The organism is Paracoccus sp. T5 (assembly GCF_048538155.2).
Classification (GTDB): domain Bacteria; phylum Pseudomonadota; class Alphaproteobacteria; order Rhodobacterales; family Rhodobacteraceae; genus Paracoccus.
Window position 1 is genome coordinate 2895081 of the sequence record NZ_CM135809.1, and the last position, 19480, is coordinate 2914560.

At 67.9% G+C, this 19480-nt stretch carries 18 protein-coding genes; 5 read left to right on the plus strand and 13 right to left on the minus strand.

Annotation, left to right across the window (positions count from 1 at the left end; genetic code table 11):
• Positions 1–17: 17 nt before the first annotated feature.
• From ACNR9W_RS14265 to gltX, 3 genes are all read right to left on the minus strand, one after another.
• Positions 18–683, minus strand: a complete 666-nt coding sequence (locus ACNR9W_RS14265) for an SDR family NAD(P)-dependent oxidoreductase (RefSeq protein ID WP_419270083.1) — start codon at positions 681–683, stop codon at positions 18–20.
• Positions 684–786: 103 nt separating this feature from the next.
• Positions 787–2076, minus strand: coding sequence for a citrate synthase (locus tag ACNR9W_RS14270; protein ID WP_419270081.1), 1290 nt, complete (start codon positions 2074–2076; stop codon positions 787–789).
• A gap of 76 nt (positions 2077–2152) precedes the next feature.
• A complete protein-coding gene (gltX, locus tag ACNR9W_RS14275) occupies positions 2153–3556 on the minus strand; it encodes a glutamate--tRNA ligase (RefSeq protein WP_419270080.1) in 1404 nt (467 codons plus the stop codon).
• Positions 3557–3670: 114 nt separating this feature from the next.
• On the opposite strand from gltX, the gene ACNR9W_RS14280 reads away from it, so the two are divergent.
• Positions 3671–5848 (plus strand): ComEC/Rec2 family competence protein, encoded by a 2178-nt coding sequence (locus tag ACNR9W_RS14280; RefSeq protein ID WP_419270078.1) that lies wholly within the window; start codon positions 3671–3673, stop codon positions 5846–5848.
• A 182-nt stretch (positions 5849–6030) separates the two neighbouring features.
• On the opposite strand, the gene ACNR9W_RS14285 is transcribed toward ACNR9W_RS14280, so the two are convergent.
• Positions 6031–7392 carry an aminotransferase gene (locus ACNR9W_RS14285; RefSeq protein ID WP_419270076.1) on the minus strand — a complete coding sequence of 454 codons (1362 nt, stop codon included), beginning with the start codon at positions 7390–7392 and terminating at the stop codon, positions 6031–6033.
• A 133-nt stretch (positions 7393–7525) separates the two neighbouring features.
• Here ACNR9W_RS14285 and ACNR9W_RS14290 point away from each other — a divergent pair, with 133 nt between their 5' ends.
• The gene (locus ACNR9W_RS14290) at positions 7526–8824 is read left to right on the plus strand and encodes an alpha/beta hydrolase family protein (protein WP_419270074.1); all 1299 of its coding nucleotides are present in this window, start codon (positions 7526–7528) and stop codon (positions 8822–8824) included.
• On the opposite strand, the gene ACNR9W_RS14295 is transcribed toward ACNR9W_RS14290, so the two are convergent.
• Positions 8825–9154 (minus strand): TfoX/Sxy family DNA transformation protein, encoded by a 330-nt coding sequence (locus ACNR9W_RS14295; RefSeq protein WP_419270072.1) that lies wholly within the window; start codon positions 9152–9154, stop codon positions 8825–8827.
• A 63-nt stretch (positions 9155–9217) separates the two neighbouring features.
• Between ACNR9W_RS14295 and miaB the strand changes: the two genes are divergently transcribed.
• Entirely contained in the window at positions 9218–10552 is a 1335-nt protein-coding gene (gene miaB, locus ACNR9W_RS14300; RefSeq protein ID WP_419270070.1) for a tRNA (N6-isopentenyl adenosine(37)-C2)-methylthiotransferase MiaB, read from the plus strand.
• Between the two features lie 206 nt (positions 10553–10758).
• Here miaB and ccoP read toward each other — a convergent pair whose 3' ends face one another.
• From ccoP to ccoN, 4 genes are read right to left on the minus strand one after another with little or no spacing between them, the layout of a single operon-like run.
• Positions 10759–11796: a cytochrome-c oxidase, cbb3-type subunit III gene (ccoP, locus tag ACNR9W_RS14305; RefSeq protein ID WP_419270068.1), complete on the minus strand. Its 1038-nt coding sequence runs from the start codon at positions 11794–11796 to the stop codon at positions 10759–10761.
• Positions 11796–11984, minus strand: a complete 189-nt coding sequence (locus tag ACNR9W_RS14310; RefSeq protein WP_419270066.1) for a cbb3-type cytochrome c oxidase subunit 3 — start codon at positions 11982–11984, stop codon at positions 11796–11798. The genes ccoP and ACNR9W_RS14310 overlap by 1 nt, the downstream gene beginning before the upstream one ends.
• A gap of 8 nt (positions 11985–11992) precedes the next feature.
• The gene (gene ccoO / locus ACNR9W_RS14315) at positions 11993–12718 is read right to left on the minus strand and encodes a cytochrome-c oxidase, cbb3-type subunit II (protein ID WP_419270064.1); all 726 of its coding nucleotides are present in this window, start codon (positions 12716–12718) and stop codon (positions 11993–11995) included.
• 12 nt (positions 12719–12730) lie between these two features.
• A complete protein-coding gene (gene ccoN, locus ACNR9W_RS14320; RefSeq protein ID WP_419270062.1) occupies positions 12731–14335 on the minus strand; it encodes a cytochrome-c oxidase, cbb3-type subunit I in 1605 nt (534 codons plus the stop codon).
• 216 nt (positions 14336–14551) lie between these two features.
• On the opposite strand from ccoN, the gene ACNR9W_RS14325 reads away from it, so the two are divergent.
• Positions 14552–15391 (plus strand): universal stress protein, encoded by an 840-nt coding sequence (locus ACNR9W_RS14325; protein WP_419270060.1) that lies wholly within the window; start codon positions 14552–14554, stop codon positions 15389–15391.
• Between the two features lie 65 nt (positions 15392–15456).
• On the opposite strand, the gene queE is transcribed toward ACNR9W_RS14325, so the two are convergent.
• From queE to fnrL, 4 genes are all read right to left on the minus strand, one after another.
• Positions 15457–16167, minus strand: coding sequence for a 7-carboxy-7-deazaguanine synthase QueE (queE, locus tag ACNR9W_RS14330; RefSeq protein WP_419270058.1), 711 nt, complete (start codon positions 16165–16167; stop codon positions 15457–15459).
• Positions 16164–16517, minus strand: a complete 354-nt coding sequence (queD, locus tag ACNR9W_RS14335; RefSeq protein ID WP_419270056.1) for a 6-carboxytetrahydropterin synthase QueD — start codon at positions 16515–16517, stop codon at positions 16164–16166. Before queD ends, queE begins: the two co-directional genes overlap by 4 nt.
• Positions 16517–17224 carry a 7-cyano-7-deazaguanine synthase QueC gene (gene queC / locus ACNR9W_RS14340; RefSeq protein WP_419270054.1) on the minus strand — a complete coding sequence of 236 codons (708 nt, stop codon included), beginning with the start codon at positions 17222–17224 and terminating at the stop codon, positions 16517–16519. The genes queD and queC overlap by 1 nt, the downstream gene beginning before the upstream one ends.
• 104 nt (positions 17225–17328) lie before the next feature.
• Complete coding sequence (gene fnrL / locus ACNR9W_RS14345; RefSeq protein ID WP_419270052.1) at positions 17329–18111, minus strand: transcriptional regulator FnrL; 783 nt, start codon at positions 18109–18111, stop codon at positions 17329–17331.
• Positions 18112–18128: 17 nt separating this feature from the next.
• Here fnrL and hemN point away from each other — a divergent pair, with 17 nt between their 5' ends.
• Positions 18129–19475 carry an oxygen-independent coproporphyrinogen III oxidase gene (hemN, locus tag ACNR9W_RS14350; RefSeq protein WP_419270050.1) on the plus strand — a complete coding sequence of 449 codons (1347 nt, stop codon included), beginning with the start codon at positions 18129–18131 and terminating at the stop codon, positions 19473–19475.
• Positions 19476–19480 lie beyond the last annotated feature (5 nt).

The following is a 19480-nucleotide window of genomic DNA, read 5'->3' on the forward strand; positions in this document are numbered from 1 at the left end:
CGCAGACTAGTGTTCGGTCAAAGGCTGTCCAGGATCCGCTCGGCCTCGACCCTGCAGGGCGTCAGGGCGGCGCGATCCTCGCCCGGATAGAACCGCGCGCGGACGGCGGTGGGCATGGGCGCGGGCGCCTCGATCACCACGCGGGGACCTGTCTGCACGGTTTCCGTCCGCCAGCTTTGCACCAGGGCAATCTGCGCGGCCTTGGTGGCCCCATAGGCGCCAAAGAATTTCTGCCCGCCACGCGGGTCGTCAAAGAACATCGCCGTCCCGGCGCGGACCCGCAGCAGCGGCTCAAGAAGGGCGATCAACCCGCGCGTCACCTCGATGTTCAGCAGCACGGACTTGGACCAGTCGCGCGCCTCGATATGCGGCGCGGGGGCCATCGGTGCCGCGTGCACCGCGCTATGCACCCACAGGTCCAAGCCGCCCCAGCGACCCCGGATCGCCTCGACCATCTGCTGCATGGCCGCGGGCTCGGTCACGTCCATGGGCGCCAGCGTCGCCTGACCGCCGGCGGCGCGGATGCGGTCGTCCAGCTCCTCCAGCGCGCCCACCGTCCGGGCCACCGCCAGCACGTGATAGCCGCGCGCGGCCAGCCCCTCGGCCATCGCCGCGCCCAATCCGCGCGAGGCCCCCGTCACCAGCGCCAGCCTGGGCGCCCCTGCCTGATCATGTTCACTCATGCCCGACCCATTGCCACTGCCGTGCCGCCCGCGCAAGCCCCCCGGCCCGGCACATGAAAACGGGGCCCGCAAAGGGGCCCCGTCACGTCATGGAACAGCAGGTTCAGCGCGCCGTCAGGTCGACATAGTCGCGCTTGTCGCTGCCCACATACAGCTGGCGCGGGCGGCCGATCTTGTTCTGCGGATCGCCGATCATTTCCTTCCACTGCGCGATCCAGCCGACAGTGCGCGACAGCGCGAAGATCGGCGTGAACATCGAGGTCGGGAAGCCCATCGCCTCCAGGATGATGCCCGAATAGAAGTCGACGTTGGGATAGAGCTTCTTCTCGATGAAGTACTCGTCCTCCAGCGCGATTTTTTCCAGCTCCTTGGCGACCTGCAGCGTCGGGTTGTTCCTGACGCCCAGCAGGTCCAGAACCTCGTCGGCGGATTCCTTCATCACCGTCGCGCGCGGGTCGAAGTTCTTGTAGACCCGGTGACCGAAGCCCATCAGCTTGAACGGGTCGGACTTGTCCTTGGCGCGGGCGATGAATTCGGGGATCCGCTCCACCGTGCCGATCTCGCGCAGCATCTCCAGGCAGGCTTGGTTCGCGCCGCCATGGGCGGGGCCCCACAGGCAGGCGATGCCGGCGGCAATGCAGGCGAACGGGTTCGCCCCCGACGAGCCCGCCAGTCGCACGGTCGAGGTCGAGGCGTTCTGCTCGTGATCCGCATGCAGGGTGAAGATGCGGTCCATCGCACGCGCCAGCGCCGGATCGGCGGTGTATTTCTCGGCTGGGACCGAGAAGCACATGTGCAGGAAGTTGCTGGCGTAATCCAGTTCGTTCTGCGGATAGACGAAGGGCTGGCCGATCGAATACTTGTAGGCCATCGCCGCGATGGTGGGGACCTTGGCGATCAGCCGGATCGCCGCCACCTCGCGCTGCCACGGATCGGCCACATCGGTCGAATCGTGATAAAAGGCCGACATGGCCCCGATCACGCCGACCATCGTGGCCATCGGATGCGCGTCCCGGCGGAAGCCGCGGAAGAAGTTGTGCATCTGCTCATGCACCATCGTGTGGCGCGTGACGCGGCCCTCGAAATCCGACATCTGCTCGGCCGTCGGCAGTTCACCGTAGAGCAGCAGGTAGCAGACCTCGAGGTAATGCGACTTGGCCGCCAGCTGCTCGATCGGGTAGCCGCGATACCACAGCTCTCCCTTGTCGCCGTCGATGAAGGTGATGGTGGAATCGCAGCTGGCCGTCGAGGTGAAGCCGGGGTCATAGGTGAACACGTCCGCCTGGCCATACAGCTTGCGGATGTCCAGCACGTCCGGACCCTTAGTCGGGCTGAGGATGGGCAGATCGAAATCCTGGTCGTTGATTCGCAGTTTGGCGCTCTTGTCGGCCATCCTATGAGTCCTTTCCGGCTTGGCCGGCCCATCCGCCGCAATGATCGTCAGAGGGCCCGGCATGTGGAGGCAGGCTTCAGCCTGCCAAATCGGTCTGGTCCTGAAGCCGGGCCAGCGTTTCATCGCGGCCAAGCGCAGTCATCATGTCGAACACCGAGGGCGTGGCGCTGGTGCCGGCCAGAGCGGCGCGCAGGGGACCCGCGATCTTGCCCAGCCCGACGCCGTTCTGCTCTGCAACCTGCTTGGCCGCGTCCTCCAGATCGTCCCGGCTCCAGCTAGCATTCTGCACTGCGGCAGTCAATGATTTCAGCATACCACGGGATACCGAGTCCAGGTTCTTGGCTGCCTTGTCATCCACCCGGACCGGCCGTTCGATCATCGCAAAACGCGCCTGGTCCAGCAGCGCCGGCAGGGTTTTTGCCTTTTCCTTCAACGCGCCCATCGCGCCCAGGATGCGGCTGCGCTGCAGCTCGGTCAGGGGGTCTGCGCCGGTTTCGGACAGGTAATCCGCCAGCGCATCCAGCACGTCCCGGTCGGTCATCTGGCCGATGTGGTGGCCGCTGACATGTTCCAGCTTCTTGAAGTCCAGCCGCGCGGGCGCCCGGCCGATGCCCGACAGGTCGAACCAGGCGCGGGCCTGCGCGTCGTCGAACAGTTCGTCGTCGCCATGGCTCCAGCCAAGCCGCGCCAGATAGTTGCGCATCGCCGCCGGAGGATAGCCAAGCGCCGCGAATTCATGCAGGCCCACCGCGCCGTGACGCTTGGACAGCTTCTTGCCGTCCTCTCCATGGATCAGCGGAATATGGGCAAAGACCGGGCGGTCCCAGCCCATCGCGTCATAGATCTGGATCTGGCGGGCGGTGTTCGTCAGATGATCGTCGCCCCGGATCACATGGGTCACGCCCATGTCGTGATCGTCCACCACCACCGCCAGCATATAGGTGGGCGTGCCGTCGCTGCGCAGCAGCACCATGTCATCCAGTTGGTCGTTGGCCACGCGGACCGCGCCCTGCACCTGGTCGTCGATCACCGTCTCTCCCGCGCGCGGGGCCTTCAGGCGGATCGCGAAGGGCGCGTCGGGCAGGTCGGTCGCGTCGCGCCACGGGCTGAGAAAGGGCTGGCGCGGGTTCGCCTCGCGCCAGGTCGCGATCTCTTCGGTGGTGGAAAAGCACTTGTAGGCGGTGCCGTTCGCCAGCATCTGATGTGCGACCTCGGCATGGCGGTCCTTTCGGGCGAACTGGCTGATCGGCTCACCGTCCCAGTCCAGGCCCAGCCATTCCAGCCCCTTCAGGATCGCGGCCGTCGCCTCGGGGGTGGACCGGGCACGATCGGTATCCTCGATCCTGAGCAGGAACTTCCCGCCCCGGCCGCGGGCAAAGAGCCAGTTGAACAGTGCCGTCCGCGCACCCCCGATATGCAGGTAGCCGGTGGGCGAGGGGGCAAAGCGGGTGACGACGTGGGACATGGCGGCCTTTGGCATTTCGTGACGTGGCGGGGCGACCGGTCCCGAGCGTGCAGGCGTTAACGCTCTGGTAAGGATCGCCATGCCATCCTTTGGCGCAAGTGATAGTCAACAGCCGGGGAAAGGACAAGGATGTTGCCCCATTCGGGCGCGGCGGCGGTACCCCTTCCCTCCTTGGCCGGACAGCGGGCGCCGGCCACGCCCGTTGCCCCTGTCCGACAGGCTGCGGCGATCAGGGCGGGGCTGTTCCCGTGGGTGCCTGTCTGCCTGTCGGCGGGCATCGCGCTGTGGTTCCTGCGGCCGGCCCTGCTGGGCCTTGGCGAATGGGCGGTCCTGGCGCTGCTGGCGGCCGGTTCCCTGGCGCTGGCGCTTGGCGCGCCGCGATGGGCAGCGCGGGGCGCGATCCCTTGGCGGATGGCGGACAGCCTGCATCTGGCGGCGCTGGCCCTGTGCCTGATCGCCAGCGGGGCGGCCTTGGCCGGCCATCGCGCCGCCCGCGTCGCCGGACCCGTGCTGGAATGGCGCTATTACGGACCGGTCGAAGGGCGGGTGACCGAGATCGACCGCTCCGGCCGCGACCGGATGCGGGTGACGCTGGACCGGGTGCAGCTGCGCGACACGGCGCCCGACCGGACGCCCCTGCGGGTCCGCCTGTCGCTGATGGGCGACATCGACCTGCCGCCCCTGGGCCAGCGGGTGATGATGACCGGGCATCTGGGCCCTCCGCCCGGACCGGCCGCGCCGGGCAGCTTCGACTTTCGCCTTCACGCCTGGTTCCAGGGCCTGGGGGCGGTCGGCTATTCCCGCACGCCGATCATGGCGGTCAGCGCGCCCGAAGGCGGCATGTGGTGGATGCACCGCGCCCGCATGCGCATCAGCGCCGCCATCCAGGACCGGATCGGCGGCCAGGCCGGGGCGGTGGCATCCGCCCTGACCACCGGCGACCGGTCGGGCATTTCCGAGGCCACGAACGAGGTCATGCGGGCCTCGAACCTCTACCACATCATCTCGATCTCGGGCCTGCACATGGGGATGCTGGCCGGCTTCGTCTATGCCGGGATGCGGTGGGCGCTGGTGGGGCTGCAGGGCGCGGGCATCGGCCTGGGGCGCCCGATGCACAAGATCGCAGCCGTCGCGGCGCTGGTGGCGGCGGCGGCCTATCTGTGGCTGTCGGGCGGCGGCGTCGCGACGGAACGCGCCTTCATCATGGTGGCGGTCATGCTGGGCGCGATCGTCGCCGACCGGCGGGCGGTCTCGTTGCGGACGGTCGCGCTGGCCGCGACCGTCATCCTGATCTACAGCCCCGAGGCGCTGACCAGCGCCGGTTTCCAGATGAGCTTTGCCGCGACCATCGCGCTGATCCTGGTCTATGGCCCCTGGTCACGGGTCGCGCCGCGCCTGCCCTTCTGGCTGCGCCCGGTGGCGATGCTGCTGGTGTCGTCGCTGGTGGCGATGCTGGCCACCTCGCCCATCGCGGCGGCGCATTTCAACCGCATGGCGCAATACGGAATGCTGGCCAACCTGCTGGCGGTGCCCGTGATGGGCACGCTGGTGATGCCGGCAGGCGTCATCGGGGCCCTTCTGGCCCCCCTGGGGCTGGAGGGACCGGCCCTGTGGGTGATGGGCCTGGGCACGCGCTGGATGCTTTATGTGGCCGAGATCGTGGCAGGCCTGGACGGGGCCGTCACCGCGCTGCCGATGCCGCCGCAGCCGGTGGTGCCGCTGATGGGGTTCGGGGCGGTGCTGGCCATCCTGTGCTGGCGGCCCGGGACGCGGTTAGGGCGTCAGGCTTCGCCGCAGGCGGTCGGCGTCGGGATCGGGCTGATGATGCTGGTGGCCTCGGCCGGACTGTGGCTGACGGACCGTCGTCCCCTGCTGCTGGTCGCGCCCGAGGGCGAGGCCGTGGGGTTGATGACCCCCTTGGGGCGCGCCGTGTCCAAGCCCGCGGGCGGCGCCTTTGTCGTCTCGACCTGGCTGCAGGAGGACGGGGATCTGGCCGATCAGGAAACCGCGGCCGCGCGTCCTGCATGGCAGGGGGATCGCCGGGACAAGGCCGCCGATCTGCCGCATGGCTGGCAGGTCTGGCACCTGACCGGCAAGGGGTCGGGCAAACGGGCCGCAGCGGCCTGCAAACCGGATCGCATCCTGGTGGCGTCGGAACCGGTCCCGCTGCCCGATGCGGCGCCTTGCCTGATCCTCGACCCCAAGCGGCTGCCGGGCGACGGCGGCATCTCCGTCAGGATGACACCCGAGGGGCCGCTGGTGCAGCACGCGGCGCCGATGCGGCTTGCATGGCCCCGGCGACAGTGAGGGTCGCCGCACGGGTCGTCAGCGGGGCAAGGATCACGGGACCGGGGCGCCCCCGGCACCTTGGCGCCATATGGCGGCGCGATCGTCGCAACTGGGCAACCGCCGGGACAAAGCTGAACATGGCAGTGCGCTGAAAACCGTCCCCTGTAGGGAACGGCACCCGTAACAGCCGGCCTTACGGATCAGGCCAGTTCGGCAAAGACCTTGCCGAGCGCCTTGTCCAGCTTTTCGAACATCTCGTCCATCTGGCCTTCCGTCAGGATGAACGGCGGGCACAGCACGATCGACTGGCCAAGCGGGCGGCAGATCAGTCCCATGTCGGTGCAGGTGTTGGCGATGCGCTCGCTGACCGACAGATGCCCCTCGAACGGGGTCTTGGTGGCCTTGTCGCGCACCGCCTCCAGCGCCCACATGAAGCCCACACCGCGATATTCGCCGATATTGGGGTTCCGGGCCAGCTGGCGCAGCCCGTCCTCGAAGCGCGGGGCCAGGTCGATGACATTCTGGGCCAGCCCCTCGTTCATCACCACGTCGATGGCCTTCAGCGCGACCGCGCAGCCGACCGGGTGGCCCGAGGCGGTGAAACCGTGGGGAAACTCCTCGATCTTGTCGATCGCAGCCTGCAGGCGGTCGGTCAGTTCCGGCCCCAGGATCACCGCGCCCATCGGGAACAGCCCCGCGGTCAGGTTCTTGGAGCTGATGATCGCGTCGGGCACAAAGTCATAGGTCTGGCTGCCCCAAGTGTTGCCGGTGCGGCCGAACCCGGTGATCACCTCGTCGGCGATCATCGGAATCCCGTGCTTCTTCAGTACCGGCATTATGGCCTGGAAATACCCCTTGGACGGCGGAATGACGCCGCCAGCGCCCTGCACCGGTTCCGCAAAAAATCCGGCAATGGTGTCGGCCCCCTCGCGCTGGATCGTCTCGTCCAGCTCGCGCGCCAGGCGGGCCGTGAACTGCTCCTCGGTCTCGCCCTCCTCGCCATAGCGCCAGTAATGCGGGCAGGTCAGGTGGAGGAACCCCGGCAGCGGCAGGCCGAAAACCGAATTGTAGGGCTTGCCGGTCATGCTGGCCGACACCGCCGTCACCCCGTGATAGGCGTTCCAGCGCGTCAGGATCTTGCGCTTTTGCGGGGTGCCTTCACTGGCATGCATGAACCACAGCATCTTGACCATGGTGTCGTTCGCCTCGGAACCCGAGTTCGTGTAGAACACCTTGCCGCGCGAGAACGGCGACACCTCGACCAGCTTTTCCGACAGCATCACCGTCTGGTCGGACATCCGCCCGAAGAACGCATGATATCCCGGAAAGCGGTCGTACTGGTCCTTGGCGGCCTGGGCCAAGCCCTTGTGGTCGAACCCCGCAACCATGTTCCACAGGCCCGAATTGGCATCCAGATAGCGGTTGCCGTTCACGTCGACGACATAGGGCCCCTCGCCATGGGTCAGCACCACGGCGCCGCGCTTGTGCACGCTTGGCAGGTCGGTGAAACCGTAAAGCGAATATTCGTCGGCGCGTGCTTCCCAGCTTTGCGGCGTGTTCATGGTCATGCTCCTCAACCGATCTTGCCGGCAGGCTAGCCTTGCGGCTGTCGGCGTTCAATGGGGCACGGGGGGCGGCTTGTGCAGATCGTGCAAGCGGGGCAGAGTTCGCATGACACCCATCGGAGGAGCCGACATGAAACATCTGCTGCTGGCCGCCGCGACGGCCATGGTCTGCGCCACACCCCTTGCCGCCCAGAACCGCATCGACATGATCCGCCCCGATGCGCCTGAACTTGCGGCCTTCGGTCCCCATCCGGTCGGCGTGCGCGCCACCACCTTCACCGACCCGGACCGCATCGACGTTCTGGCCACGACCGCCGAAGGTACGCCCCCGACCCGCGACAGGGTCATGAAGGCCGAGATCTGGTATCCCGCCGCCGAGGGCACCGAGGCCGGGACCACCTATGACACGATCCTGCGCGACGGGGTCACGCCCACCACCCTGTCCGGCCGCGCCGCCCGCGACGCGGCCCCGGCCGAGGGACGCTTTCCGCTGGTGATCCTGTCGCATGGCTATCCGGGCAACCGCTACCTGATGAGCCACCTGGCCGAGAACCTGGCCTCCAAGGGCTATGTCGTCCTGTCGGCCGATCACCCCGACAGCACCTATGACGACCAGCAGGCCTTCACCTCGACCCTGGTGAACCGGGCGGTGGACCAGCGTTTCCTTTTGGACAGCATGGCCGGGCTGGAGGACGAGATCGGCGCCATCACCGATGCCGACCGGACCGGGGTGGTGGGCTATTCGATGGGCGGCTATGGCGCGATGATCTTTGGCGGCGCGGGCCTGTCGCAGACCGCGATCGCGCGGACCGAGCCCGAGCGTTTCATCCCGCCGCAGGACCTGCTGTCGCGCCTGGCGGCGGGCAGCGATGCCCATGCCGAACTGGTCGATCCGCGCGTCAAGGCGATCATCGCCATCGCGCCCTGGGGCCGGCAGCACGACTTCTGGGACGCCGAGGGGCTGGCGGCGTTCGAAAAGCCGCTGATGCTGGTCAGCGGCAGCGACGACGACGTGTCGGTCTATGACGCGATCCGGCAGATCTTCGACCAGACCACGGGGACCACGCGGCACCTGCTGACCTTTGAATATGCCAACCACAACGCGGCCGCGCCCATGCCCGCCCCGGCCGAGGCCTGGCAATATTCCGACACCCTTGGCCGCGCACCCTTTGACCACTATGCCGACCCGGTCTGGGACAGCGTCCGGATGAACAACATCCTGCAGCATTTCGCCACCGCCTTCATGGACCTGCACCTGAAGGACGAGACCGCCAAGGGCGACTACCTGGACCTGGTGGCGAACCCGGCCGACGGCGTCTGGTCGATGGACGAGGCCGGAGAGCCCGCGGACGACCACAGCTACTGGATGGGCTTTGGCGACCGCACCGCCAAGGGCCTGCGCTTCGAGACGCAGGCCGCGGATCAGTGATCAACCGGGGCGGCGCAGCCCGATCAGGTCCAGCGCCGCCTCGATCCCCGACAGGGGCGTGCCCCGCATCTCGGCCACCAGCGCGTCGAAGCGGGCGCGCAGGGCGTCCTTTTCGGCGCCCTTGCAATCGTTCCAGGGGCGGCCCTGCAACGCCATGTGCAGCACGTAATAGCCGATGAAATGCGGCCGCTCTCCGGCCACCAGCAGGGCGCGATAGGCCTCGTGCGCGCCGGCCGCGCGCAGCGCCGCCGCATCCGCCACACCCGCCGCGATCAGGGACCCCGCGGTGGCGGGGCCGATGTTCGGGATCCGCGTCAGGTCGCTCTCCATCCCGTGCCTTTCCAAAACCGCAGCTTTCCTGTATCAGCGCGCCGATCTCAAGGACATCATGACATGACCCAGGACGCCAGCCCCACGGCCGCGAAAAAGCTGTTCATCAAGACCTATGGCTGCCAGATGAACGTCTATGACAGCCAGCGCATGGCCGAGGCGATGGGCGCCGAGGGCTATGAGTTGACCGAGGACCAGGCCCAGGCCGACATGGTCCTGCTGAACACCTGCCACATCCGCGAGAAGGCCGCCGAAAAGCTGTACAGCGACCTGGGGCGCCTGAAGCCGCTGAAGGCCGAAAAGCCCGACCTGAAGATCGGAGTCGCCGGCTGCGTGGCCCAGGCCGAGGGGGCCGAGATCATCCGCCGCATGCCGCTGGTGGACCTGGTCGTGGGTCCGCAGACCTATCACCGCCTGCCCGCGATGATGCGCGGCGAGGCGCCGGCGATCCTGACGGACTTTCCCGAAGAGGACAAGTTCGACCACCTGCCCGAACGGCGCGCCACCCGCCGCGCGCCCGCGGCCTTCCTGACCGTGCAGGAGGGGTGCGACAAGTTCTGCGCCTTCTGCGTGGTACCCTATACGCGCGGCGCCGAGGTCAGCCGCCCCGTGGACCGCATCCTGCGCGAGGCGCGCGACCTGGTGGCCCGCGGCGTGCGCGAGATCACGCTGCTGGGCCAGAACGTCAATGGCTGGCACGGCCAGGGTCGCGACGGTCGCGAATGGGGCTTTGGCCGCCTGATCCGCGCCATTGCAGAGATCGAGGGGCTGGACCGCATCCGCTATACGACCAGCCACCCGAACGACATGGCCGACGACCTGATCTCGGCCCATCGCGACATCCCCGCGCTGATGCCCTATCTGCACCTGCCGGTGCAGTCGGGCAGCGACCGCATCCTGAAGGCGATGAACCGCAAGCATACGGCCGACCAGTACCTGCGCCTGATCGACCGCATCCGCGAGGCGCGCCCCGACATCCTGCTGACCAGCGACTTCATCGTGGGCTTTCCAGGCGAAACCGACCAGGACCATGCCGACACGCTGCGCCTGGTGGAACAGGTGGGCTTTGGCACCGCCTTCAGCTTCAAGTATTCGCCGCGTCCCGGCACGCCGGCCTATGACCGCGCCGAGGTAGAAGGCGCGGTGGCCGATGCCCGCCTGCAGGAGCTTCAGGCCCTGCTGAGCCGCCAGCAGCGGGCGGCGCAGGAGAGCATGGTCGGACGCACGGTGAGCGTGCTGTTCGAAAGGCCCGGCCGCGAGACGGGGCAGATGGTCGGCAAGTCGGACTACCTGCATTCCGTCTTTGTCGAGGCGTCGCAGGCGCAGGTGGGCGATCTGGTGCAGGTCCGCATCCTGGAAAGCGCGCCGAATTCCCTGCGGGGCGCCCTGCTGGACTGACGGGAAGGAAATGCCGGCCCCCGAACGAACGCGCGAACAGGTCGGGGGCCGGTCTTCCACGCGGACGGGCCGGCGCGGAAGCCTGGATCGCAGCCAAAGCCGCGAATGATGTGCCGGCCCCCCGAGGAACGCGCGAACAGGACGGGGGGCCGGACTTTTCCGCGCCTTCGGGACCGGGCACGGAAACCGTAAGGTCGGGTGCGGGGCTATTCGCCGCCGCCCAGACCATGAACATAGACCGCAAGGGCGCGGATCTCGGCTTCGGACAGGCGCGCGGACCAAGACGGCATCACGCCATAGGGGCCCTCGCTGATGATGCGGACCAGCGTCTCGGGCTCGGACCCATAGAGCCAGACCTGGTCGTTCAGCGCCGGCGCGCCCTGCCCCCGGTCGCCGCTGCCGTCATCCATGTGGCAGGCGGAGCAGTTGTCGGCATAGACCTCGGCGCCCGCCGCGGCGCGGGCGGCATCATGCGGCAGCCCTGACAGCGACCGGACATGATCCGCCACCTGCAGGATCTGCGCCCGCTCCAGCAGGCCGTCGGCGCCAAAGCGCGGCATTTCGGAATAGCGCGTGTCGGGGTCCAGCGGATCACGGATGCCGTGCTGCAGCGTCAGGTGGATGTCCTCCAGGCTGCCGCCCCAGAGCCAGCTGTCGTCCAGGAGGTTCGGATAGCCCGGCCCCCCCGCGGCGCCGGCGCCGTGACACTGCGCGCACCAGGTCCGGTAAAGCGCGCCGCCCGCATTGGTGGCATAGCTGACCAGCTGCGGGTCCGACGGGATCTGCGCCAGGTCGGTTTCGACCAGCGCGGCCTGGACCGGGGCGTTGGCCTGCTGGAACCGCTCGATCTCGGCCGCGACGGCGCTGCGGCTGTTCGTTCCCAAAAGGCCCTGGGTCGCCTGGCTGACCAGCGGGATCGCCGGATAGGCCACCATGTAGCCCAGGGCCCAGACGATCGTGGCGTAGAAGGTCCACAGCCACCAGCGCGGCATCGGGTTGTCGTATTCGGTGATGCCGTCCCATTCATGCCCGGTCGAGGGCGTTTCCTTGAGGCCGACGCCGTGGCGCCCCTTGCGTCGCTGTTTGGGCGCGATCGGCTGGTCGGGGGCCGGGCGGGGCGGGATGTCCCCGGCCAGCTTGGCGGCATGTTCGGCATCGGCGCTGTGCCGGCGCAGGCCCACCTGGTTGTCGGGGTTCTGCGGCGAGGCGTGATCGTCGGCCGGGTTCCGGGGCTTGTCGGACATCAGCGGTCGTCCTTGTTGTCGTCCTCGGCAGGACGGGTCTCGTTGCGGAAGATGCTTTCGGCGGCGTCCTTCTGGACGCTTCTGGAACCGGGGCGGAAGGCAAAGATGATCACGCCCACGAAGACCAGCGTCAGAAGCAGCAGGACCCAGCTGTCGGCCAAGGTGCGAAGAAAGCTGTAGGTTTCCATACGCGGCCTCAGCGGTTCGGATCGGGTTCGAAGGTCGAGAAGTCCACCATCGTGCCCAGCACCTGCAGATAGGCGATCAGGGCGTCCATCTCGGTCAGCTGGGGCTGGCGGTCGAAGTTGCGCAGCTGGGCGCCGGGATAGCGCGCCTGCAGCCCTGCCGCGTCGCCGAAGGGATCGGCCTGGGTGCGGAAGTCGGCGACCGCGTTCTGCAGCATCTCCTCGTCATAGGGGACGCCCACGGTGCGGTCGGTGCGCAGCCGTTCGACGATGTGGTCGGGGCCGATCACCCGGTCCAGCAGGAAGCCGTATTTCGGCATGATCGATTCCGGCACCAGCGACTGCGGGTCGCGCAGGTGGTCGATGTGCCATTCGTCGGAATAGCGGCTGCCCACCCGCGCCAGGTCCGGCCCGGTCCGCTTGGACCCCCACTGGAAGGGGTGGTCGTACATCGATTCGGCGGCCAGGCTGTAATGGCCATAGCGCTCGACCTCGTCACGCATCGGCCGGATCATCTGGCTGTGGCAGACATAGCAGCCCTCGCGGACATAGATGTCGCGGCCGGTCAGTTCCAGCGGCGTGTAGGGACGCACGCCCTCGACCTCTTCGATGGTGTTTTCCAGGTAGAACAGCGGCGTGATCTGCACGAGGCCGCCGATGGTCACCACCAGGAAGGAAAAGATCAGCAGCAGCGTCGCGTTCTTTTCAAGGATCTTGTGCTTGTCCAGGATTGCCATGAACGTTGCCCCTTACTCGGCCGGAACGGCGATGGAGGTGGAGACGGCCTTGGGCTGCCGCGCGACGGTGGCCCAGAGGTTGAAGGCCATGATGACCCCGCCGGCCAGGAACAGGACGCCCCCCAGGCCGCGCACGACGTTCATCGCGAACTTGGCGGCGACGGTGTCGGCAAAGGCGTTGACCAGGTAGCCGTTCTGGTCGACCTCGCGCCACATCAGCCCTTCCATGATGCCGCTGACCCACATCGAGCTGGCGTAGAGGACGATCCCGATGGTCGCGAGCCAGAAGTGCCAGCTGACCAGCGACAGGCTGTAGAGGCGTTCCCGGCCCCAGAGGCGCGGCGTCAGGTAATAGAGCGCGCCGAAGGTGATCATCCCGTTCCAGCCCAGGGCGCCGGAATGAACGTGGCCGATGGTCCAGTCGGTGTAGTGCGACAGGCTGTTCACCGACTTGATCGACATCATCGGGCCTTCGAAGGTCGCCATCCCGTAGAAGCCCACGGCCACCACCATCATGCGGATGATCGGATCGGTGCGCAGCTTGTCCCAGGCCCCCGACAGGGTCATCAGGCCGTTGATCATGCCGCCCCAGCTGGGCATCCACAGCATGATGGAAAACACCATCCCCAGGGTCGCGGCCCATTCCGGCAGCGCGGTGTAGTGAAGGTGGTGCGGACCGGCCCAGATATAGAGGAAGATCAGCGCCCAGAAGTGGATGATCGACAGCTTGTAGGAATAGACCGGACGCTCGGCCTGCTTCGGGATGAAATAGTACATCATCCCCAGGAAGCCCGCCGTCAGGAAGAAGCCCACGGCGTTGTGGCCGTACCACCACTGCACCATGGCATCCTGCACGCCGCTGAAGACCTGGACGGATTTCGACCCCCAGATGCTGACGGGCACCGACAGGTTGTTGACCACGTGCAGCATCGCAATGGTGACGATGAAGGCCAGGTAGAACCAGTTGGCGACATAGATATGCGGCTCGCGGCGCTTGATGATCGTGCCCAGGAAGACCGCCAGATAGGTCAGCCAGACCACCGTCAGCCACCAGTCGACGTACCATTCCGGTTCGGCATATTCCTTGGATTGCGTGGCGCCCAGGATATAGCCGGTCGCGGCCAGCACGATGAACAGGTTGTAGCCCCAGAAGACGAACCAGGCCGCGTTCCCGCCCCACAGCCGTGCCGCGGAGGTGCGCTGCACGACGTAAAAGCTGGTCGCGATCAGCGCGTTGCCACCAAATGCAAAGATCACCGCGCTGGTATGCAGCGGCCGCAGCTTGCCAAAGTTCAGGTAGCCCCGCGCCAGGTCGCTGAAGTTCAGTGCCGGAAAGGCCAGCTGAAAGGCGATGATCACGCCGACCAGGAAGCCCACGACGCCCCAGATCACGGTGGCGACCACGCCGGCACGGATCACGCCGTCCATGTATTCGTTACCGTTGACCGGCAGCACCGGCTCGTCGATGCGGCGCAGGGTCCACAGGAACATCCCGCCCGCGACCAGCATGACGGTCAGCGCATTGACCATATAGGCCGGATCACGGGCCAGGTTGGCCCCGATCGCGGCGAAAAGTGCGATCCCGCCCAGCAGGATCAGTTTCACGTAATTCCACATGGCGTCCCCGTGCCCATCTGCGTCGCGTCCCGCTCTGCGCCCCTCCGCCTGCGAATCGCCGGCGGCCCTTGGGGCCTTCGATGCAATGGGCATAGGCTGCGGGGGCGGGCCGAACCTTGATCTGCGTCAAACCCGCGACTTGATCGGGATCAAGGCCGGCCGCCTAGCGCCGCGGCAGGATGTCCACATCACCCCTTTGGAACAGAGGACACTTCCATGGCCTACAAGACGATCCTGACCGTCCTCAGCGATCCGGGCCAGCTGGCCCAGCTGGACGCCGCTGTCGGACTGGCCTTGGCGCAGGATGCGCATCTGGACATCCTCTGCCTGGGCATCGACCACAGCCAGCCCGGCTATTACTTCCCCGGCGGCACCGCCTATGGACTGCAGGAGGCGATCGACAGCGCCATGGGCGATGCCGAGGCGCTGGAAACCCGCAACCGCCAGCACCTCGCCCCGGTCCCCGAGCTGCGCTGGTCGGCCGAATCGGCCGTGGCCCAATCCGGCGGCATTGCCGGCCTGGTCGGCTTGCGCGCGCGCTTTGCCGATCTGACGGTCCTGGCCAGCCCCTATGCGCAGGGCCAGCCGGGCGACGCCGAGATCGTCACCGAGGCGGCCCTGTTCGAGGGCGGCTGCCCGGTGCTGATGCTGCCCAAGGCCACACCGCCCGCGCTGCCGCCCGGCCGCGTGCTGGTCGCCTGGAATCAGTCGGCCGAGGCGCTGGCGGCGATCCGCCGTGCGCTGCCGCTGCTCAAGGCCGCCCGCTCGGTCGAGATCACCTGCATCGATCCGGGCCGCAACGGCCCCGAGCGCTCGGATCCCGGCGGCGCGCTGACGCAGATGCTGACCCGCCACGGGGTCCGGGCCGAGATCGCCGTCCTGGCCCGCACCGCGCCGCGCATCAGCGACGAGATCAACCGCCGCGCGATCGAGATCGGCGCCGACCTGGTGGTGATGGGGGCCTATGGTCATTCGCGCCTGCGCCAAGCGATCCTGGGCGGAGCCACGCGCAACATGCTGGAACAGGCCCGCGTGCCGGTGTTCCTGGCGCGCTGACAGGGATCGGTCGGTGGGCCGCGCGGGGGGACGGCGGGTCCCCCCGCGACGTCATGGGACGCAGATCAGACGCCGCGGCGGTTCCCCCACAGGATGACATGCAGCTGCGGCAGCACGCGGGGCGTGAACCAGCGGTCGGCCGTTACCTTCTCGACCAGCCACAGCAGCCGGTCGGCCACGTCCTGGGCCGCCACCGGCAGGCCGGGATCGACCTCGGGATTGCCCGGCTGCAGATACAGCGGCAGATCCGGATGGCGCCCGGCCATCTCCTGCGCCCAGGCATAGTCGCGGTCGTCGAAGATCACGATCTTCATGACCGTCTGCCCCGCCCCCTGCCCCGCCCGGATGCAGGCGGCAAGCGCGTCCAGATCCGGAGTTTCGCCGCTGGACGGGGGCTTGGGGCTCAGGACCAGCATGTGCAGCTGGTCGAACCAGTCGCGGGCGATCGACCCCTGTGTTTCCAGCGCAAAGCGATAGCCCGCCGCGCGGCCCCGCGCGATCAGCGGACCGAAATCCTGGATCGCCGGGTTCCCGCCCGAAACGGACACCGTCAGGGGCTGCCCGCCCGACAGCGCCTCGACCTGGTCCCAGACCTCTTCCGGGGTCATCTGCGCCCAGGTGTCGCGAAAGGCGCTGTCCACCGCATGCAGCGAATCACACCATGAACAGCGGTAATCGCAGCCCCCGGCGCGGACGAAGACGGTGGGCTCTCCGATCAGCGCGCCTTCGCCCTGGATGGTCGGACCGAATATCTCGGCGATGCGCAGGCGCGTCACGGCCGGTACTCGGCCCAGGTCTTGGGCGTCTCGCTGACCTTGACGGCGCTGGTCTCGGGCCAGCGGGCGCGGCACCAGTCAAAGAAGTGGCGGGCCAGGTTCTCGGCCGTGGACGGCACCTCCAGCAGGTCGTTCAGGTGGCGGTGATCAAAGCTGCCGTCGATATAGTCTTTCAGCGGCTTCAGCTCGTGATAGTCGCGCACGAAGCCGTCCGCATTCAGGTCGGGCGCCGCCAGTTCGACCACCACGACATAATTGTGGCCGTGCAGCCGGGCGCATTGGTGATCCGCCGCCAGGTGGTCCAGCCGGTGCGAGGCGCTGAAGTGAAATTCCTTGCTGATCCTGAACATCACGCCCCCTGCACGGCATGGGCCGCGACGGCGGCCTGCCAGAAATCCGGATCCTCGTAATCGGTCGGGTCCTCAACGCCGGCCAGGTGGAAGGCCTCGCGTCGTTCGACGCAGGTGCCGCAGCGTCCGCAATGCCGCGCCCCGCCCTTGTAGCAGGACCAGGTCTGGGCAAAGGGCGTGCCGGCGCCCGCGCCCGCCACCACGATATCGGCCTTGGTCGCATGCACGAAGGGCACGTCCAGCGCGACATCGGCATAGCCCTCCAGCGCGGCCTTCTGCATGGCGGCAAAGGCATCGGTAAAGGCGGGGCGGCAGTCGGGATAGATGAAGTGATCGCCGCCATGCACGGCCGCCGCCACCGCAGCATCGCCATTCGCGGCGGCGATCCCGAAGGCCACGGTCAGCATGATCGCGTTTCGGTTGGGCACGACGGTGACGCGCATCGTGTCCTCGGCGTAATGGCCATCGGGCACGTCGATGTCGTCGGTCAGGGCCGAGCCGCTCAGCGCGGCGCCCATGCCCGACAGGTCCACCAGGTGATGCGGCACGTCCAGCCGGCGCGCGCAGGCCAGCGCAAAGTCCAGTTCCTTGCGGTGGCGCTGGCCGTAATCAAAGCTGATCAGGCGCGACAGGCGACCCTGCGCGGCCAGCACATGGGCGAGCGATACGGAATCGAGCCCGCCCGAGCAGACGAGAGTGGTGTTCATTCTGTGACCCTTGTTTTTGTGACCCGGGTAGGCTGCGACCGGGAAGCGCCCGATTATCACTGCCGGCGCGGCTTGTGAAGGCGCGGCATGCCGGTGACGCCGGGTCAGGCCAGCCAGCCGCCGTCCGAATCGTCGCCCGATTCTTCGACCAGCCGCGCAAAATCGGGCAGGATCACGCCCCGCTTGCCGACCAGCTCGATCACGCCGTCGCGCTTGAGCGCACCGACCTGGCGGCTGACGGTCTCGATGGTCAGGCCCAGGTAATCGGCCATCGCCTCGCGGGTCAGCGGCAGGTCCAGTTCCATCCGCCCGCCGGGGCGTCGCTTGTGCAGCGCGGCTTCGCGACGCGCGATGATGGCGATGAACGAGGCGATCTTTTCCCGCGCCGTCTTGCGGCCCAGAAGCAGCATCCATTCCCGTGCCGCGTCCAGCTCGTCCAGGGTCATCTCCAGCAGGCGATGGGCCAGGTGCGGGGTGTGCTGCATCATCTGGTCGAAGGGCTTGCGGCGAAAGCAGCACAGCACGACCTTGGTCGCGGCGGTGGCGTTATAGGCGGCGGTGTCGCGCCCCGGGCGGCCCAGGAAATCACTTGGCAGCAGCAGGCCTACCATCTGCGTCCGGCCGTCCTCCAGGGTCTGGGTCAGGGTGGCGACACCGGTGACCACCGAGGCCACGAAATCCATCCGGTCGCCTTCCCACAGGATCGGCTGGCCGGCCTCGAAGGTGCGATAGAACTTGATCTGCTCCAGCTGCGTCAGCTCGTCGCCTTCGCAATGCGCGCAGACGGCACGGTAGCGGATCGGACAATCCGTGCAGCGCACGTCCTCGGGCGCGGAGCTGCCCGTCTTGCCGGGCTTGATCTGGGTCAAGGCAGGTGTCCGCGTCATGCTCTTATTGTAGGCACATGGAACACCTTTCGCAACTGAGACGCGCCGGCCTGTTCGAGGCCCGTGCCCCCCGCTATACCAGCTATCCGCCCGCAACCCAGTTCGTGCCGGCCGTGGACGGCGATCTGGCCGCCGGCTGGATGGCGGCCGTGCCGGCGGGGTCGCGGATCTCGCTCTATATCCATGTGCCCTTCTGCCGGCGCCTGTGCTGGTTCTGCGCCTGCCGCACGCAGGGGACGCAGAGCATGGACCCGGTGCGAAGCTATGTTCAGACCCTGCAGACCGAGCTGCAGGCCCTGCGCCGGCGCCTGGCGCCGGGCATCGGCCTGTCGCGCCTGCACTGGGGCGGCGGCACGCCCACCCTGCTGACACCGGACCTGATCTGCCAGCTGGCGGGCGCGGTCTTCAACGCCTTCCCCATGGAGGAAGGGGGCGAGTTCTCGGTCGAGATCGACCCGTCCGAGATCGACGCGCCGCGCATGGCCGCGCTGGCGGCGGCGGGAATGACCCGCGCCTCGATCGGGGTGCAGGACTTCGACCCGCAGATCCAGGAGGCGATCGGCCGTCCCCAGAGCTTCGAGATCACCGCCCATGCCGCAGCGCTGATCAGGCAGCACGGCATCGCCAGCCTGAATGTCGATATCCTTTACGGCCTGCCCTATCAGACCGGGCAGCGAATCGCGGACACGGTGCAGAAGGTCATGGCCCTGGCCCCCGACCGGGTCGCGCTTTACGGCTATGCCCATGTGCCCTGGATGTCCAAGCGCCAGGTGATGATCCCGAACGAATCGCTGCCCGACGGCGAGGCGCGCCTGGCCCTGTTCGAGACGGCGGCCGAGCTGTTCCTGGCCGACGGCTTCCAGCAGATCGGCATCGACCATTTCGCCCGCCCCGGCGACGGGCTGGCGCAGGCCGCGGCCCAAGGCCGGCTGCGGCGCAACTTCCAGGGCTATACCGACGATCCGGCCCAAGTGCTGATCGGCCTGGGCGCCTCGTCCATCTCGCGCTATCCGCAGGGCTATGCGCAGAACGTGCCGGCCACCGGCGCCTATACGGCCGCCATCCGCGAGGGACGGGTCCCGGTGGTGCGGGGCCATATCTTCACCCCCGAGGACCGCTGGCGCGGCCGGCTGATCGAGGCGCTGATGTGCGATTTCCGCATCGACTTGGCCGCCCTCCGGGCCGAGGTCGGCCCCCTGCCCGACGGCATCTTCACGCCGCTGCTGGAGCGTTTCGACGGTGCCGTGCGCCTGACGGACGAGGCCTTCGAGATCCTGCCCCAGGGGCGGCCCCTGACGCGCCTGATCGCACAGGCGCTGGACGCCTATGCCGCCCCGCAGGGCAGCCATTCGGTCGCGGTGTGACCGGC

Excerpts from the sequence above, each read along its gene's own strand:
- ACNR9W_RS14265 (WP_419270083.1), bottom strand. The coding sequence starts at position 683 with ATGAGTGAACATGATCAGGCAGGGGCGCCCAGGCTGGCGCTGGTGACG.
- ACNR9W_RS14270 (WP_419270081.1), bottom strand. The coding sequence starts at position 2,076 with ATGGCCGACAAGAGCGCCAAACTGCGAATCAACGACCAGGATTTCGAT.
- gltX (WP_419270080.1), bottom strand. The coding sequence starts at position 3,556 with ATGCCAAAGGCCGCCATGTCCCACGTCGTCACCCGCTTTGCCCCCTCG.
- ACNR9W_RS14280 (WP_419270078.1), top strand. The coding sequence starts at position 3,671 with ATGTTGCCCCATTCGGGCGCGGCGGCGGTACCCCTTCCCTCCTTGGCC.
- ACNR9W_RS14285 (WP_419270076.1), bottom strand. The coding sequence starts at position 7,392 with ATGAACACGCCGCAAAGCTGGGAAGCACGCGCCGACGAATATTCGCTT.
- ACNR9W_RS14290 (WP_419270074.1), top strand. The coding sequence starts at position 7,526 with ATGAAACATCTGCTGCTGGCCGCCGCGACGGCCATGGTCTGCGCCACA.
- ACNR9W_RS14295 (WP_419270072.1), bottom strand. The coding sequence starts at position 9,154 with ATGGAGAGCGACCTGACGCGGATCCCGAACATCGGCCCCGCCACCGCG.
- miaB (WP_419270070.1), top strand. The coding sequence starts at position 9,218 with ATGACCCAGGACGCCAGCCCCACGGCCGCGAAAAAGCTGTTCATCAAG.
- ccoP (WP_419270068.1), bottom strand. The coding sequence starts at position 11,796 with ATGTCCGACAAGCCCCGGAACCCGGCCGACGATCACGCCTCGCCGCAG.
- ACNR9W_RS14310 (WP_419270066.1), bottom strand. The coding sequence starts at position 11,984 with ATGGAAACCTACAGCTTTCTTCGCACCTTGGCCGACAGCTGGGTCCTG.
- ccoO (WP_419270064.1), bottom strand. The coding sequence starts at position 12,718 with ATGGCAATCCTGGACAAGCACAAGATCCTTGAAAAGAACGCGACGCTG.
- ccoN (WP_419270062.1), bottom strand. The coding sequence starts at position 14,335 with ATGTGGAATTACGTGAAACTGATCCTGCTGGGCGGGATCGCACTTTTC.
- ACNR9W_RS14325 (WP_419270060.1), top strand. The coding sequence starts at position 14,552 with ATGGCCTACAAGACGATCCTGACCGTCCTCAGCGATCCGGGCCAGCTG.
- queD (WP_419270056.1), bottom strand. The coding sequence starts at position 16,517 with ATGTTCAGGATCAGCAAGGAATTTCACTTCAGCGCCTCGCACCGGCTG.
- queC (WP_419270054.1), bottom strand. The coding sequence starts at position 17,224 with ATGAACACCACTCTCGTCTGCTCGGGCGGGCTCGATTCCGTATCGCTC.
- fnrL (WP_419270052.1), bottom strand. The coding sequence starts at position 18,111 with ATGACGCGGACACCTGCCTTGACCCAGATCAAGCCCGGCAAGACGGGC.
- hemN (WP_419270050.1), top strand. The coding sequence starts at position 18,129 with ATGGAACACCTTTCGCAACTGAGACGCGCCGGCCTGTTCGAGGCCCGT.